Annotated in this window: 11 protein-coding genes and 1 tRNA gene; 6 read left to right on the forward strand and 6 right to left on the reverse strand. The window is 43.5% G+C overall.

All coding sequences use genetic code 11. The features are described 5' to 3' along the window. Positions 1 to 90: 90 nt before the first annotated feature. Together lpcA and AACS00_RS03255 are read left to right on the forward strand one after the other, a co-directional pair. Positions 91 to 666, forward strand: coding sequence for a D-sedoheptulose 7-phosphate isomerase (gene lpcA / locus AACS00_RS03250; RefSeq protein ID WP_110166519.1), 576 nt, complete (start codon positions 91 to 93; stop codon positions 664 to 666). 65 nt (positions 667 to 731) lie between these two features. Then, positions 732 to 1,577: a class II glutamine amidotransferase gene (locus tag AACS00_RS03255; RefSeq protein WP_072669978.1), complete on the forward strand. Its 846-nt coding sequence runs from the start codon at positions 732 to 734 to the stop codon at positions 1,575 to 1,577. Positions 1,578 to 1,633: 56 nt separating this feature from the next. On the opposite strand, the gene purN is transcribed toward AACS00_RS03255, so the two are convergent. Then, positions 1,634 to 2,272: a phosphoribosylglycinamide formyltransferase gene (gene purN / locus AACS00_RS03260; RefSeq protein ID WP_072669977.1), complete on the reverse strand. Its 639-nt coding sequence runs from the start codon at positions 2,270 to 2,272 to the stop codon at positions 1,634 to 1,636. A gap of 3 nt (positions 2,273 to 2,275) precedes the next feature. Then, entirely contained in the window at positions 2,276 to 3,316 is a 1,041-nt protein-coding gene (gene purM, locus AACS00_RS03265; protein ID WP_110166520.1) for a phosphoribosylformylglycinamidine cyclo-ligase, read from the reverse strand. Positions 3,317 to 3,483: 167 nt separating this feature from the next. On the opposite strand from purM, the gene upp reads away from it, so the two are divergent. Further along, positions 3,484 to 4,110 (forward strand): uracil phosphoribosyltransferase, encoded by a 627-nt coding sequence (gene upp, locus AACS00_RS03270; protein WP_072669975.1) that lies wholly within the window; start codon positions 3,484 to 3,486, stop codon positions 4,108 to 4,110. Between the two features lie 62 nt (positions 4,111 to 4,172). Here upp and rluF read toward each other — a convergent pair whose 3' ends face one another. Beyond that, positions 4,173 to 5,180 (reverse strand): 23S rRNA pseudouridine(2604) synthase RluF, encoded by a 1,008-nt coding sequence (gene rluF, locus AACS00_RS03275; protein WP_110166521.1) that lies wholly within the window; start codon positions 5,178 to 5,180, stop codon positions 4,173 to 4,175. 82 nt (positions 5,181 to 5,262) lie between these two features. Continuing rightward, positions 5,263 to 5,841 carry a DNA endonuclease SmrA gene (smrA, locus tag AACS00_RS03280; protein WP_110166522.1) on the reverse strand — a complete coding sequence of 193 codons (579 nt, stop codon included), beginning with the start codon at positions 5,839 to 5,841 and terminating at the stop codon, positions 5,263 to 5,265. Between the two features lie 712 nt (positions 5,842 to 6,553). On the opposite strand from smrA, the gene AACS00_RS03285 reads away from it, so the two are divergent. After that, a tRNA-Pro gene (locus tag AACS00_RS03285) sits at positions 6,554 to 6,630 on the forward strand. Between the two features lie 37 nt (positions 6,631 to 6,667). Here the strand turns inward: AACS00_RS03285 and AACS00_RS03290 are convergent. Continuing rightward, a complete protein-coding gene (locus AACS00_RS03290) occupies positions 6,668 to 7,555 on the reverse strand; it encodes a TraB/GumN family protein (protein ID WP_258306831.1) in 888 nt (295 codons plus the stop codon). 431 nt (positions 7,556 to 7,986) lie between these two features. On the opposite strand from AACS00_RS03290, the gene AACS00_RS03295 reads away from it, so the two are divergent. Further along, positions 7,987 to 10,641: a beta-N-acetylhexosaminidase gene (locus AACS00_RS03295; RefSeq protein WP_110166524.1), complete on the forward strand. Its 2,655-nt coding sequence runs from the start codon at positions 7,987 to 7,989 to the stop codon at positions 10,639 to 10,641. A gap of 55 nt (positions 10,642 to 10,696) precedes the next feature. On the opposite strand, the gene AACS00_RS03300 is transcribed toward AACS00_RS03295, so the two are convergent. Further along, positions 10,697 to 13,207 (reverse strand): heavy metal translocating P-type ATPase, encoded by a 2,511-nt coding sequence (locus AACS00_RS03300; RefSeq protein ID WP_110166525.1) that lies wholly within the window; start codon positions 13,205 to 13,207, stop codon positions 10,697 to 10,699. Positions 13,208 to 13,383: 176 nt separating this feature from the next. Here AACS00_RS03300 and gltX point away from each other — a divergent pair, with 176 nt between their 5' ends. Beyond that, positions 13,384 to 14,808: a glutamate--tRNA ligase gene (gltX, locus tag AACS00_RS03305; RefSeq protein WP_072669970.1), complete on the forward strand. Its 1,425-nt coding sequence runs from the start codon at positions 13,384 to 13,386 to the stop codon at positions 14,806 to 14,808. Positions 14,809 to 15,126: the final 318 nt, after the last annotated feature.

The following is a 15,126-nucleotide window of genomic DNA, read 5'->3' on the forward strand; positions in this document are numbered from 1 at the left end:
CAGATAGCCTCGTTTGGGTAAACTCAACGGCATACCTAAGTTTCCTTAGTTGAAGCTTACCTGTCAGCAGAATAACCAAGAGACCAGATTATGTATCATGATTTAATTCGCCGTGAACTTAACGAAGCTGCCGAAGTATTGAATGCCTTTTTAAGCGATGAAAACAATATCGCGCAAATCGAAGCTGCCGCCAAAATGATTGCCGATTCTTTCAAGCAAGGCGGGAAAGTACTGTCTTGCGGAAATGGCGGTTCACATTGTGATGCGATGCATTTTGCTGAAGAGTTAACGGGGCGCTATCGTGACAATCGTCCGGGCTATCCTGGAATTGCGATTTCAGATCCCAGTCATCTTTCTTGTGTAAGTAATGATTTTGGTTACGATTATGTCTTTTCACGTTATGTAGAAGCGGTAGGAAGTAAAGGCGATGTGCTGTTTGGTCTTTCCACTTCGGGTAACTCAGGCAACATTTTAAAAGCGATTGAAGCGGCGAAAGCGAAAGGGATGAAGACGATCGCTCTTACTGGAAAAGATGGCGGAAAAATGGCAGGTCTTGCTGATGTGGAAATTCGTGTGCCACATTTTGGTTATGCTGATCGTATTCAAGAAGTGCACATAAAAATTATTCACATTGTTATCCAATTGATTGAAAAAGAGATGGCATAAATCGAGTGATGGATTGACGGTATGTCAATCTTATTGCCGATGGTTTATTAGGAGTGATATAAACCATGTGTGAATTACTTGGTATGAGTGCCAATGTTCCGACCGATATCTGTTTTAGTTTTACAGGCTTGATGCAACGCGGCGGTAAAACGGGTCCACATCGTGATGGGTGGGGCATTACCTTTTATGAAGGTCGTGGTTTTCGGACGTTTAAAGACCCAGCACCAAGTTGTCAGTCACAAATCGCTCAATTGGTACAAAATTATCCGATAAAAAGCTGTGCAGTGATTAGTCATATTCGCCAAGCCAATCGCGGGGCGGTTAATTTAGAAAATACTCACCCATTCACGCGTGAATTATGGGGACGCTATTGGACTTTTGCGCATAATGGTCAACTGGTTGATTACCAGAGTTTGGCGCAAGGGCGTCATCGTCCAGTTGGTCAAACCGATAGTGAAGCGGCATTCTGTTGGTTACTGGATAAGTTAGAACAGCGTTACCCGCAGATCCCTGACAATATGCTGTCGGTATTCCAGTATGTTAGTCAATTATGCGATCAACTGCGTGATAAAGGTGTATTTAATATGCTTTTGTCTGATGGCGATTATCTGATGAGTTATTGTACTAACCATCTGTACTGGATCACTCGTCGTGCACCATTTGGTCATGCAGCATTGATTGATGAAGATGTTGAAGTGAACTTTCAAGAAGAGACGACGCCTAATGATGTGGTCTCGGTGATTGCTACTCAACCTTTGACTGGCAATGAAATATGGCAACGTATGAAACCAGGCGAATTTAATTTGTTCCATTTAGGTGAGCGAGTGGCGACGAATGTTGATCAATTGACAGCGGTCGCCTTTGCCCAAGCCAAGCCGGGTAACCAGGCCCCTAGTGAGCCGTTAGGCTAAGAGTTTCATCAAAACAAAGGGGAGTCGATACTCCCCTTACTATTTCGTGGCGTGAGCTACTGATCCGCGTAGCCATGAATTCCTAAAATATGACCATCCAAAAGGGCTTTGCCGTTTGTCATGGCTAAGCGTCCTTCGACAAACCACTGTACGACTAAGGGATAGATCCGATATTCCTGAGATTGTACTCGAGCAGTCAGGCTTTCTACCGTATCGTTATCAAAAATAGGCACTTTGGCTTGTAAAATCACCGGGCCGCCATCCAATTGCTCGGTAACAAAGTGGACGCTAGTGCCGTGTTCTTCATCACCAGCATGAATCGCTCTTTGGTAAGTATTTAATCCCGGATACTTAGGCAGTAATGAGGGATGAATGTTGATCATCCGCCCCAAGTAATGACGAACAAAATCACTACTTAAGATACGCATATAGCCAGCGAGTACGACCAAATCTGGCGAATATTCATCCATCCATTTCATTAAATCAGCGTCAAATGCATCACGAGTATCATAGGCTTTAGGATCGATAAAGTGCGCTGCGGCTCCCGCTTTTTTCGCTCGCTCTAAAGCGTATGCTGTTGCTTTGTTTGAAAAAACAGCCGTTACTTTGCCATTATGGATACTTGTCTCACAAGCATCGATGATCGCTTGTAAATTGGAACCATTTCCTGAAACTAAAACAACAATACTTTTCATGAATTATTTGATCTCTACTTGCTCTTCATTGGTTTGTGCTTGAGCTATCTCACCGATAACCCATGCCGTTTCACCTTCTTGCTGTAGCAGTTGAACCGCTGCTTGTGCTTGGTCTTGAGGCAGAGCAATCACTAAGCCGACACCACAGTTAAACGTACGATACATTTCACGCGTTGCCACATTACCTTTCTCTTGTAGCCAAGTGAAAATCGCTGGCCATTGCCAACTACTACCATCAATAATCGCTTTAGTACCTTGTGGTAATACACGAGGGATATTCTCCCAGAAACCGCCACCAGTAATATGAGAAATGGCGTGAATATCATGCTCTGCAATCAACTTTAAGCCTGATTTAATATAAATCCGAGTTGGCTCTAGTAGATGTTCGCCAATGGTTTTACCCGCTAAGAGTTCATTCTTATCAGCTCCAGAGACTTCAAGAATTTTACGGATCAGTGAATAGCCATTAGAATGAGGACCGCTCGAACCGACAGCGATAAGTGCATCACCCACAGCCACTTTTGAACCATCGATAATCGCTTCTTTTTCAACCACACCAACACAGAATCCGGCTACATCATAGTCTTCACCTTCGTACATGCCGGGCATTTCTGCTGTTTCTCCGCCGATTAACGCGCATCCTGCCTGGACACAGCCATCGGCAATCCCAGAGACGACATCTGCTGCTGTATCGACGTCCAGTTTTCCGGTCGCATAGTAATCAAGAAAGAACAGGGGTTCTGCACCTTGTACAATCAAATCATTGACGCACATCGCCACTAAATCGATACCGATGGTGTCGTGTTTTTTCATATCCAAAGCTAAGCGCAGTTTAGTGCCTACGCCGTCAGTGCCGGAAACCAAAACGGGATGCTTGTATTTGCTTGGAAGTTCACATAGGGCACCAAAGCCACCAAGGCCACCCATAACTTCAGGACGACGAGTACGCTTTACTGCGCCTTTAATTCGTTCAACCAGTGCGTTGCCTGCATCAATATCTACGCCAGCATCTTTGTAGCTAAGAGAAGTGTTGTTACCGCTCACGGGGGAAGTCCTCGATCTAATTGGATATGAAAACGCCGCTATTCTACAGGGCTTAAATCAAAAAGGAAAACGTTTGCGTCAGTTTTTTTATCCAGCTTTAAACGCTTAAAATAGGTAGAAATGCGTGTATAATCGAAAAGTTTATTTAAATTATGCCGGAGATGAAAATGAAAGTTGTTGAAGTGAAACACCCTCTAGTCAAACATAAATTGGGTCTAATGCGAGAAGGTGAAATCAGCACTAAACGTTTTCGTGAGCTAGCGACTGAGGTTGCCAGTTTATTAACTTATGAAGCGACCTCAGATTTTGAAACAGAAAAAGTGATCATCGAAGGTTGGGATGGTCCTGTTGCTGTTGATCAAATTAAAGGTAAGAAAGTCACCGTGGTGCCTATTCTACGCGCGGGTCTTGGTATGATGGATGGAGTATTAGAACATATTCCTAGTGCAAGAATTAGCGTTGTCGGTATTTACCGTGATGAAGAAACTCTTGAACCAGTGCCTTACTTTAATAAACTGGCATCGAATATTGAAGAGCGTATTGCGCTGGTGGTTGATCCTATGTTGGCGACTGGTGGCTCGATGATTGCAACGATTGATCTTCTCAAAGAGAAAGGATGTAATCAAATAAAAGTGCTCGTTTTGGTCGCTGCGCCAGAAGGCATTGAAGCGTTACAAAAAGTTCATCCAGATGTTGAACTGTACACCGCCGCCATTGATGAGAAACTCAATGACAAAGGCTACATCGTGCCTGGTTTAGGCGATGCTGGCGATAAGATTTTTGGTACTAAATAACCGCGTTTTTCATTCGCTAAGTAATATAAACATGATGAGGAGCTAAGGCTCCTCATCATGTTTCAGCTTTGGCTGTTTTTTAAGCTCAGCGTGCCAGTTTTTCTGGTTGGATTACGGCGTGCAGCGCGATCGGTATTATTGTTTTGTTTCTCGTTACCGTGTTGCTTACGCTGTTCTCGGCCTTTCTTTGAGTTTGGCACATGACGAAACTCATTGGCTTGACGACCCTGATAAGTTTTATGGGGAGCTTCGGAGGTGGTTTTGGATTGCGCCAGTCGACTATCAAACAATTTTGCATCGGTGGCTTTGCGGATCTGTTGGCCTGAACTATCGGTTTTTGAGGCTTCTTCGGTACTGACTGAACCTTCGCACATCGCGAGTATCTCATTGACTTCCGTATCGGTTAAATAGCGCCATTGACCATTCGGTATGCCATCTAGTGTGATATTCATAATACGTACACGGCGCAATTTAAATACTTCATAGCCCAATGCTTCACACATGCGACGAATCTGTCTATTTAATCCTTGGGTAAGGATTATTCTAAATGAGTACTGGGTCTCTTGAACGACTTTACATGGCAGGGTAACGGTATCAAGAATATTGACCCCCGCAGACATTTGACGAATAAATTCTGCACTAATGGGTTTATTGACCCGTACCACGTATTCCTTTTCGTGGTTATTACCGGCACGTAAAATTTTATTAACGATATCGCCGTCATTAGTCAAAAAAATCAACCCATCAGAGGGTTTATCTAGGCGACCGATGGGGAATATACGTTTACTGTGTCCAATAAAATCGACAATATTACCAGGGACATCTCGTTCGGTGGTACAGGTGATGCCAGTCGGTTTATTTAACGCAATATAAATAGGTTTTTCTTTATAGCCGACCGGTTTGCCATCAATACATACTTGGTCGTGTTCAGTGACTTTGCTGCCCATTGGTGGCAGTTGCCCATTAATGGTTACACGACCTTGCTCAATCAGTTTGTCGGCCTCACGGCGCGAACAAAAGCCCGTTTCACTAATGTATTTATTTAAGCGTTTTTCGATTAACGATGACATGAAAACTCCTGACGTTTCTCAACGGAATGGTGAAAAAATGAAATGAAGTAGATGAACGGATCATTTTACCAGTTATTACACTTTAACCAAGCCGTTTTTGATGACGTTCTCGATTCTCACTTTTCTGATTTTTACTTTTTTTTAACAGTAGATAAACCGCACCACTTCCACCGTGAAAGCGTTGTGCACTATGCGCGCATTGTACTTCATCAATTTGAGTTAACCAGCTAGCGACAAAGCTTTTCATTAAAGCTTGTGGCGTAGATCTCTCCCCTCGACCATGGACGATAAGCACGGTTCGCAAGTCCATTTTTATGCATTGAGCGATAAAGTGAATCACTTCGTCGCGAGCTTGTTTTAGGGTCTTGCGATGCAAGTCTAGTCGTGCTTGTAAGGGGTATTTACCTAAGCGGAGTTTCTTATACACCCCATCCTGAATGCCTGCTTTTTTATATTCAATGATGTCATCAGGTTTGAGCATGGGGGCGCAATCGATGGAAAGATAATCCGGTTCTTGCGTCGATAACGTGATGGCTGCTTGGCGTTTGGCGAGTTGTGCTTCGGTGATAGTATGCGGTTTGTTAAGTTGTGCGATATCGTGAGCCAGTGGTTTCACATCATCCATCATTTGCTGAAATAGTTCTAAATCATCGTTAGGCATCATCACACCTTAAATTCGCAATTGGCTTTGTAAGTTGATTATACCGATGAAGAGAAAGCGTTGATCAGTTTGTTATTAAAAAAACCGAAGTAGACAAATTATCTACTTCGGTGCATAGCGTGAGACTATTTAACAATCGAAGCTAAGCGATCTAGTGAGGAGATTTGTCCTTGATCACTTTGTAAACCAAGAAACCGGCTAATAATAGCTTAAAACTGACAGCGATAGTGCTAACTGTCTGCCAAACTAAGCTGATTGCATTACCCAATTATTGCTTGAGTTTGATCGTTTCAGTCTCTTACAACGTGTTTAAAGACGTTGGTAGCTTAAAATAGTGTCTAAAGTTGGATGCTGATCTGGATCAAATGTAGTTAATTGGTTGCATTTATGTTTAAGCTTGCGTGCATTGAGTCACGTTTTGTTCGCTTTGTTTAAGTTTTGTTCGAACGTCATCTGGAAAATTGAAAAGCGTCGAAAAGGACTTGCTTCACAAAAAAGAATCGGTAACATACTCGCCATAGAACAGTGAATAGCACAGTTTTGTAGTGCATCTCTGAGTTTAGGAATAGCGGACCAGAGAGATTTCCTCGTTAGCTAGTTTAGAGTAAAAATAAACTCAGTGAATAGTTCAGTTTGGTAGTGCATCTCTGGGTTTAGGAATAGCGGACCAGAGAAGTTTCTTCTTTCGCTAATCTAAAGTAAAAAATCAATTCGGTGAATAGCGCAGCTTGGTAGCGCATCTGGTTTGGGACCAGAGGGTCGGGGGTTCGAATCCCTCTTCACCGACCATATTTAAGGCCTCAGCCATTGTGCTGGGGCTTTTTCGTTATTGCTTAGCTGGAAAACAAGTTGCTTGTTGGCTTTGATTACGTTGAATGACATCAAAACCTTGGTCTTGTAATAACGTTAACACACTATCTTTCCCTACCAAATGAAGTGTCCCCACAACAACGAGATAGTGGCCTGATAATGAAGGCAGAAAGTCTGGCGAAATTAGCTTATCTACCCATTGATGATTGCGCTTGGTAATCAATGAATCTTCCATCTCAGCTGACATCTCCGTCTGTTTTAAAAGCTGTTCTAGCTTTACGCTATCGCCTCTTTGCCAGCTTTCGATCAGACATTCAGTGATGCCGTGTTGGTTTTCCCATTCATCGAGTAGCGCTATCAATAGCTCTTGTCCGTCATTAGGTAAATTCGTTAACACATCGATTTGATATTGTACGGTTTCTAAAGGAAGCAGCGCGATACCGATTTGCTCGGCTTGGCGAATAAAATGTAGGTCAACCCCTTGTTCTGCAAAATAACCCAACTGCTGGAGATGTAAAAACTGCAGTTGTAGAGCGGTACTCCATGGCGGCAGCTTTGCCAATCGATTGATGTCTTGTTTGAGTAATTGCGCTGCGTTGACCAGTTGACGATATTGTTGTGTGGTCAGTACTTGTTGACTGGTTACCGAAGGCGGTGGATAGGTGACTGCTTGCGAGTTGCTCAGATCGACTTCAATAATTAAGCCGTTACTGGTTACGAGACGTTCATAAAGAGTACTTGATAAAGGGTACATGGATGATTTACCCACATGGATAGACCCAACGATATCAAAAGACAAATTTCCTTTTGTTGCTTGCCAGTGGAGTGGCTCTGCATGAAGGCCTAGGGCGAAAAAAAGGGCCAAATAAGAGAGCAATCGAGAATTCAACAAAATAGCGTTCACCTTAAACTTGAGTTAAACAGATACTTTAGCGTAAATAACATAATGAGAATGGCTATAAACTTAAGATCTTAATCACAAATTTACTTTTATTTTTCAGATGATGATCAGTGATTGCTCTTACGAAAAGTGATCATTATCTCAATAAGTAAATGGAATTATGATATTGACGTGATTGAGATCGCAGTAATCTCGTCAAAATAGAAGTGTCGATTTTGACGTTAAATTTAACTCATTGATAAATAATTATTTTTTATTTTTATAAAACCTAAAATTTGAACGTGATCACTGCTTAGTATGATTAATTTTACGCTGCAAAATAACTCGCGTTATGGTTGGAAGATGAATCATGGCAATCATCGGATAATGCCGTCATTAAGGGAAGAAAAAGAGTTTACTCCTTCCTGTATTTCCAATCGAAAGAAGGTAATTCTATGTTGAACAAGAGTGTAATCGCCATTTCAGTCACCGCAATATTAGCGGGATGTTCAATGATGAGCTCGTCTAATCAAACGCTAGTCAATTCACTGGCGGACAATTTAGGTATTCAATATCACGTCGTCACAAATCACGGTGCTAACGAGGGATTGGCCTGTGAAGCTCTTGGGGCGGAATGGGCGTCATGTAATAAAGTGAACATGACGCTTTTTAATCAAGGTGAGGCGATAAAATCGAAAGACTGGGCTATCTACTTTCACAGTATTCGCTTGATTTTGGATGTAGAGAATGACCAGTTTAAAATTTCTCGTGTCACTGGCGATTTACATAAACTAGAACCAACAGAGAAATTTGCCGGTTTTGCGGCGGGTGAAGAAGTTGTTTTACCACTTATCGGTGAATACTGGACGTTATTTGATACCGATTTTATGCCTGGCGCATTTGTGGTCGCTCCTAATGCAGAGCCGAGAATTATTGCATCATTGAATACTGAAGATATTGCTTCGTTTGTTACAGGTATTGAGGGCGATAACCTCAAACGGACTCCTGCTGATAACAACGTTTTTGCTAACGCGATATCACGTTTTGAGCAGAATGCTGATTTAGCAAAACAAGAGGTTTCCACAACCTTGATCCCAACGCCAATGCACGTTGAAGCTGGTCAAGGTACGGTCGATATTACAGCAGGTATCGCATTGCCTAAAGAAGCATTCGATAGCGCTCAATACAGTGCAATTCGAGACCGTGCCGCCGTGATTGGTGTGGATGTTGCTGGTGATCTTCCAGTGATGATTTTAGTTCAACCTGCTGATTTTAGAGAAGAACTGGCTACATCAGGAGCCTATCAGTTAAGCATTGAAAACGATGGTATTACGATCAAAGCGTTTGACCAAGCGGGTGTGTTTTATGCTGTCCAATCTATCTTTGGCCTTATCGACAGCCAACAGATAGACTCTTTGCCACAATTGATTATCCAAGATGCCCCTCGCTTTGAATATCGCGGCGTAATGGTTGATGTCGCACGTAATTTTCATTCTAAACAAGCCATTTTAGCTACGCTAGACCAAATGGCTGCGTACAAAATGAATAAACTTCATCTTCATTTAACCGATGACGAAGGATGGCGGCTAGAAATCCCCGGCTTGCCAGAATTGACTGAAATAGGGGCTAAGCGTTGTTTTGACTTGGAAGAGAAACGCTGTTTGTTGCCTCAGCTTGGCTCCGGTCCGACATCGGATAACTTTGGTTCGGGGTATTTTAGCAAAGCCGATTATATCGATATTGTAAAGCACGCCAAAGCGCGCCATATCGAAGTTATTCCTGAAATAGATATGCCTGCGCACGCTCGTGCAGCGGTAGTGTCAATGGAAGCTCGTTACGATCGACTAATGGCACAAGGTAAGCCAATACAAGCGAATGAATACCGTTTGATGGATCCGCAAGATACTTCAAATGTGACCACGGTTCAGTTCTACGATAAACAAAGCTTCATTAACCCTTGTATGGAATCCTCAAGGCGCTTTGTCGACAAAGTGATTTCCGAAGTGGCGGCCATGCATATCGAAGCTGGTGCACCGTTAACCACATGGCATTTTGGCGGTGATGAAGCGAAAAACATCAAGCTTGGCGCAGGCTTTCAAGACGTAAAAGCTCAGGATAAAGTTGACTGGAAAGGCACGATAGATCTCTCTAAACAAGATAAGCCATTTGCACAGTCGCCACAATGTCAGACGTTGATTGCTGACGGTACCGTGAGTGACTTCGGTCACCTGCCGAGTTTTTTTGCAGAACAAGTCTCTAAGATGGTCGCTGATAAAGGAATCCCAAATTTTCAAGCGTGGCAAGATGGCCTCAAGTACAGTGAAGGTCCAGAAGCTTTCGCCACCACAAATAAACGCGTTAATTTCTGGGATCCGTTGTATTGGGGAGGAAGCGCATCGGTTTATGATTGGGCTCAGCAAGGCTATGACGTGATTGTTTCTAACCCAGATTACGTTTATATGGATATGCCGTACGAAGCCGATCCAAAAGAGCGCGGCTACTATTGGGCAACACGTGCTACCGATACGCGTAAGATGTTCAGTTTTTCACCTGAGAACATGCCACAAAACGCAGAAACGTCACTCGATCGCGACGGGAATGGTTTTACGGGCAAAGGTGAAGTGCAAGGCAAACCCTTCTATGGTCTATCGGCACAGCTTTGGTCTGAGACGGTGCGCAATGATGAGCAATATGAATACATGGTATTTCCTCGCGTATTAGCTGCGGCTGAACGTGCGTGGCACCGAGCTGAGTGGGAAAATAACTACAAAGTAGGTGTTGAGTATTCGCAAGGCAGCCAACTGGTCAACCAATCTGCGCTTAACCAAGATTACAACCGCTTTGCCAATGTGCTGGGTCAGCGTGAATTGGCGAAGCTTGAAAAAGCGGGCATCGATTATCGTCTACCAGTCCCAGGAGCGCGTATCGATAATGGCTATTTAGCGATGAATGTTCAATTTCCAGGTGTGAGCCTGCAATATTCATTGGATGGACAACAGTGGCTGGATTTTGATGCCAGTAATCCTCCTCAAGTCAGTGGCGAAGTCGCGCTTCGTTCGACGTCGGCAAGCGGAATACGATTCAGTCGGGTTACTGTTATAAACGAATGATATACACTCAAGCCTCTCTATCGAGAGGCTTTTTTATCTTCTGAGTGTTTAGCCATCAATCATGGTAGCGTACTTTGCTAAAACGAAGGCGGTTAGCATTGGTTACGACAGTAATTGACGATAAAGCCATTGCCGCGCCAGCCACCACAGGGCTGAGCAAAAAGCCAAATGCAGGATAGAGCACACCAGCAGCAATTGGGATACCGAGCGTATTATAAATGAAAGCACCAAATAGATTTTGCTGCATATTTCTTAAGGTCGCTTTAGACAGGTCGATAGCATTGACGACGGCTAAAGGTGAAGAGTTCAGCAGCGTCATTTGTGCACTTTCTATTGCAACATCACTGCCGCTACCCATTGCGATACCGATGTTCGCTTGAGCTAATGCTGGAGCATCATTAATGCCATCTCCGACCATGGCAACTTGTCGGCCTTGTTGCTGCAATTGTTCAATATGTTGCGCTTTTTGTTCTGGTAGCACCTGCGCAATAACTTGATCAATACCTAACTGCTTAGCGATTGAATCAGCGACGCTAGACTGATCGCCAGTCAGCATCACCGTGTAAATCCCCATTTGTTGTAGTGCTTGAACGGCTTTGGTTGCGCTAGCTTTGATGGGATCAGCGATGGCTATCATCCCAATCAACTGCTGTTGTCGAGCGATAGCGACTGGAGTCCATGCCTGATCTGCAAAATATTGAATGGTACTTTGTGCCTCTCTAGTGTCGATAGCGAGCTCTTGCATGTAGCTTAATGAGCCTAAATGTACCGTATCACCTTGATAAGAAGCTTGAACTCCTTTACCACGCTGATTCTCAAAGCGTTCAATACTTACCGCTGCTCGATTGTGCTGCTGCGCGTATTCACAAATGGCTTTCGCTAAGGGGTGTTCAGAATGCTGTTCTAATCCAAAAGCTAAACTGAGTAATGCCGATTCATCATTTTGAAAGCTCACGACGTGTTGAACGCTTGGTTTTCCTTGTGTTAAGGTCCCCGTTTTGTCAAAAACCACAGTATCGATTTTACTGGCCAACTGTAAAACGTTGGCGTCACGAATCAGTATGCCCATTTCTGCCGCCTTACCGATACCAACCGTAACGGAAAGTGGTGTTGCCAAACCGAGAGCGCATGGGCAAGCGATGATCAACACGGTGGTCGCGACTACGAGCATATAACTGGCTTTAGGATCAGGGCCGAACCAGAACCAGATTGCCGCTGCAATACAAGCTATCAGCACCACGATAGGGACAAATACAGCCGAGATTCGGTCGGCTAATTTGGCAATGGCAGGTTTGCTGCTTTGTGCTTGACGTACCATTTGAATAATACGAGCCAACATGGTTTGTGAACCGATCCCTGTGGCTTCAATTAATAAACTGCCATCTTGATTGAGGGTGCCTGCGGCAACGGTATTGCCCTGCATTTTATGGGCGGGAATCGGCTCACCAGTCAGCATCGCTTCATCAACATAGGAATCGCCTTCAATGACGACACCATCGACTGGGATTTTTGCTCCAGGTTTAATGCGCAATATCATGCCTTGTTGTATATGAGCAAGAGTAATGACTTGCTCACCCCGTTCGGTAACTAGGATGGCTTGTTGTGGCTGAAGATTGATTAGAGCTTGCAGTGATTGTGTGGTTGTTGATTTGGCTTTTGTCTCAATATAATGACCTAAAGAGATGAGGCCAATGATCATCGCTGAAGCTTCAAAATAGACATGTCGCGCTGCGGTGGGAAACCATTCAGGAAAAATAACCACCAACATAGAGTAAAACCAAGCGGCCCCTGTTCCTAAAGCGACTAGACTATCCATGGTGGCGCGGCGATGAAGCAGTGCTTGCCAAGCGTTGACAAAAAAATGATACCCAGCAGTTGAGAGCATTGCTAAGCATGCTATGCCAATCAACCCCCAACCAATTTGATCATAGCGATTATCGATCATCATGCTGCCGCCAGCCATTCCCCACAGCATCATCGAGCCACCAAGTACAAGGCCAATCAGCGCATTGCGTCGATGTAATCGCTGCGTTTTTGCCAAGTGTTGTTGCTGTTTGGTTTGCTGTTCAAGGGGGTCATCGACAGATTGGGCTTGATAACCCGCTTGCCTTACCGCGCTTAATAGCTGCTCAGTGATTGATTGTTGACTGAGCACTAATGCACTTTGCTCGGCTAAATTGACTTGTACTTTATTCACTCCGGGAAGAGCCGCGAGAGCCTTTTCTACCGAGGCTACGCAACTGGCACAAGTCATCCCTTCAATCAATAGATGTGTGCTAACTGTCGCTGGTTTGACGGTTATCTGCTCTTTTATGGTTTCATCAATGGCTGTTGGCGTCGGGACGAGCGTTTCCTCTTGAGAGCGAGGTTGACTTAATGTCGCTTGATAGCCTAAAGACTCAATACAACGCAATACATTATCAAGCGAGGTTTCCACATCGAGTTCAATAAACGTGGGTGACAACGAATGGATGTGCAGGGTAAATTCACTGTTTAATTGGCGCTCTAGTTTGCGCGCACAGCCCATACAATTTAAGCCTGATAAAGATAAAGCGTAATGATTCATGGTTATCTCTCCTAACTGATTAGAAGTAGGATAAACCTTGACCTTAAGGTAAGGTCAAGCGAATGATCATGACTTTTTGAAGTTTCTTGGGTCTGTGCGGTGGGAGTGATAGAATGGCGCGCAAAATTTCGCTCATGCCAAGCTTTGGCTGAAGTTTATGAAAAAGGTAATCAATAATGACGGTTAAAACTCGTTTTGCTCCAAGCCCAACAGGCTATCTACATGTCGGGGGCGCTCGTACCGCTCTGTATTCTTGGCTATATGCGAAGAGCCAAGGTGGTGAATTTGTTCTACGTATTGAAGATACCGATTTAGAGCGTTCTACTCAAGCGGCAGTCGATGCTATTCTCGAGGGGATGACATGGTTAGGCCTCGAATGGGATGAGGGCCCTTACTATCAAACGAAGCGTTTTGACCGTTACAACCAAGTGGTTGAACAGCTATTGGCTGAGAATAAAGCTTATAAGTGTTATGCCTCTAAAGAGTTGCTTGATGAAATTCGCGCCGAGCAAGAAGCCAATAAAGAGATGCCTCGCTATGATGCCAATCATCCTAAAATCAAAGCGGTGAATGATGCGGCAAAAGAGGGTGATCCTTGCGTGATTCGTTTTCGCAACCCAAAAGAAGGCAGCGTAATTTTTGATGATAAAATCCGTGGTCGAATTGAAATTCGTAATGATCAATTGGACGATTTAATTATTCGTCGTACCGATGGTTCGCCGACGTATAATTTCTGTGTCGTGGTTGATGATGTCGATATGGGGATTACCCATGTAATTCGTGGTGAAGACCACATCAATAATACGCCTCGTCAGATTAATATTTATCAGGCGATGGGAGCGACAATTCCAACATTTGCTCATTGTGCGATGATTTTGGGCGATGATGGTGCCAAATTATCCAAACGCCACGGTGCGGTGTCGGTGATGCAATATCGTGATGAAGGTTATTTGCCAGAAGCACTAATCAACTACTTAGTGCGTTTAGGATGGGGACATGGCGATCAAGAGATTTTTTCTCGTCAAGAAATGATCGATTTGTTTAGTCTTAATGCTATTTCTAAATCGGCTTCAGCTTTTAATACCGACAAATTATTATGGCTGAACAACCACTATATCAAAACGTCAGATCCTGAGTACGTCGCTAAACATTTAGAGTGGCATTTTACTCAGCAAGGTATTGATAAGCAGCAAGGTCCCGCACTATCTGAAGTAGTTAAATTAGTTGGAGAGCGCTGCCATACCTTGGTTGAGCTAGCAGAACAATCGCGCTATTTCTACCAAGATTTTACTGAGTTTGATGCCGATGCAGCGAAAAAACATTTACGAGGCGTTGCCAAAGATCCACTGGCATTAGCATTAACCAAGATTAATGCATTATCAGAATGGAGTGTTGATGCATTGCATCAAGTGATTGCTCAAGTGTGTGAAGAACTAGCGATTGGTATGGGTAAAATTGGCATGCCATTACGAGTTGCGGTTACCGGTGGTGGTCAATCGCCTTCAGTTGATGCGGTCATGTATTTGATTGGTAAAGATCGAGTTGTGCAGCGTATTCAAATGGCATTAGATTTTATTACTGAGCGTGAAGCAAACGCATAGTACTATTTATTTAAATGAATGATTAATTAAAAACTAATCTTATTGATAAAACCGTAGCTAATTAAGGCTGCGGTTTTTTTTGCTAGTTAATTAAGAACGAACTAATCAGGCTACGTTGTATTTGATGTGGTCAATCACTCTTTTTTATGTAAGCCATTACTTATTTTTAACTCTCATGACATTGGTTTAACATTCTTTAGATAATATAAGTCGGGTGGTTGATAAATAGCCTAGATTGATCTAGGTTGATAGACATTAAACTCTTGGATGCTCCATAGCATCTTTAGATAAATCATACAGTAGTGGTCCGTTTGGTAA

It is taken from the genome of Vibrio sp. 11986-1-5 (genome assembly GCF_963878025.1).
In the GTDB taxonomy this organism is placed as follows: Bacteria; Pseudomonadota; Gammaproteobacteria; order Enterobacterales; family Vibrionaceae; genus Vibrio; species Vibrio injensis.

What these genes read in the sequence shown, in the direction of transcription:
- lpcA (WP_110166519.1), top strand. Translation starts at nt 91, where the DNA reads ATGTATCATGATTTAATTCGCCGTGAACTTAACGAAGCTGCCGAAGTA.
- AACS00_RS03255 (WP_072669978.1), top strand. Translation starts at nt 732, where the DNA reads ATGTGTGAATTACTTGGTATGAGTGCCAATGTTCCGACCGATATCTGT.
- purN (WP_072669977.1), bottom strand. Translation starts at nt 2,272, where the DNA reads ATGAAAAGTATTGTTGTTTTAGTTTCAGGAAATGGTTCCAATTTACAA.
- upp (WP_072669975.1), top strand. Translation starts at nt 3,484, where the DNA reads ATGAAAGTTGTTGAAGTGAAACACCCTCTAGTCAAACATAAATTGGGT.
- rluF (WP_110166521.1), bottom strand. Translation starts at nt 5,180, where the DNA reads ATGTCATCGTTAATCGAAAAACGCTTAAATAAATACATTAGTGAAACG.
- smrA (WP_110166522.1), bottom strand. Translation starts at nt 5,841, where the DNA reads ATGCCTAACGATGATTTAGAACTATTTCAGCAAATGATGGATGATGTG.
- AACS00_RS03295 (WP_110166524.1), top strand. Translation starts at nt 7,987, where the DNA reads ATGTTGAACAAGAGTGTAATCGCCATTTCAGTCACCGCAATATTAGCG.
- AACS00_RS03300 (WP_110166525.1), bottom strand. Translation starts at nt 13,207, where the DNA reads ATGAATCATTACGCTTTATCTTTATCAGGCTTAAATTGTATGGGCTGT.
- gltX (WP_072669970.1), top strand. Translation starts at nt 13,384, where the DNA reads ATGACGGTTAAAACTCGTTTTGCTCCAAGCCCAACAGGCTATCTACAT.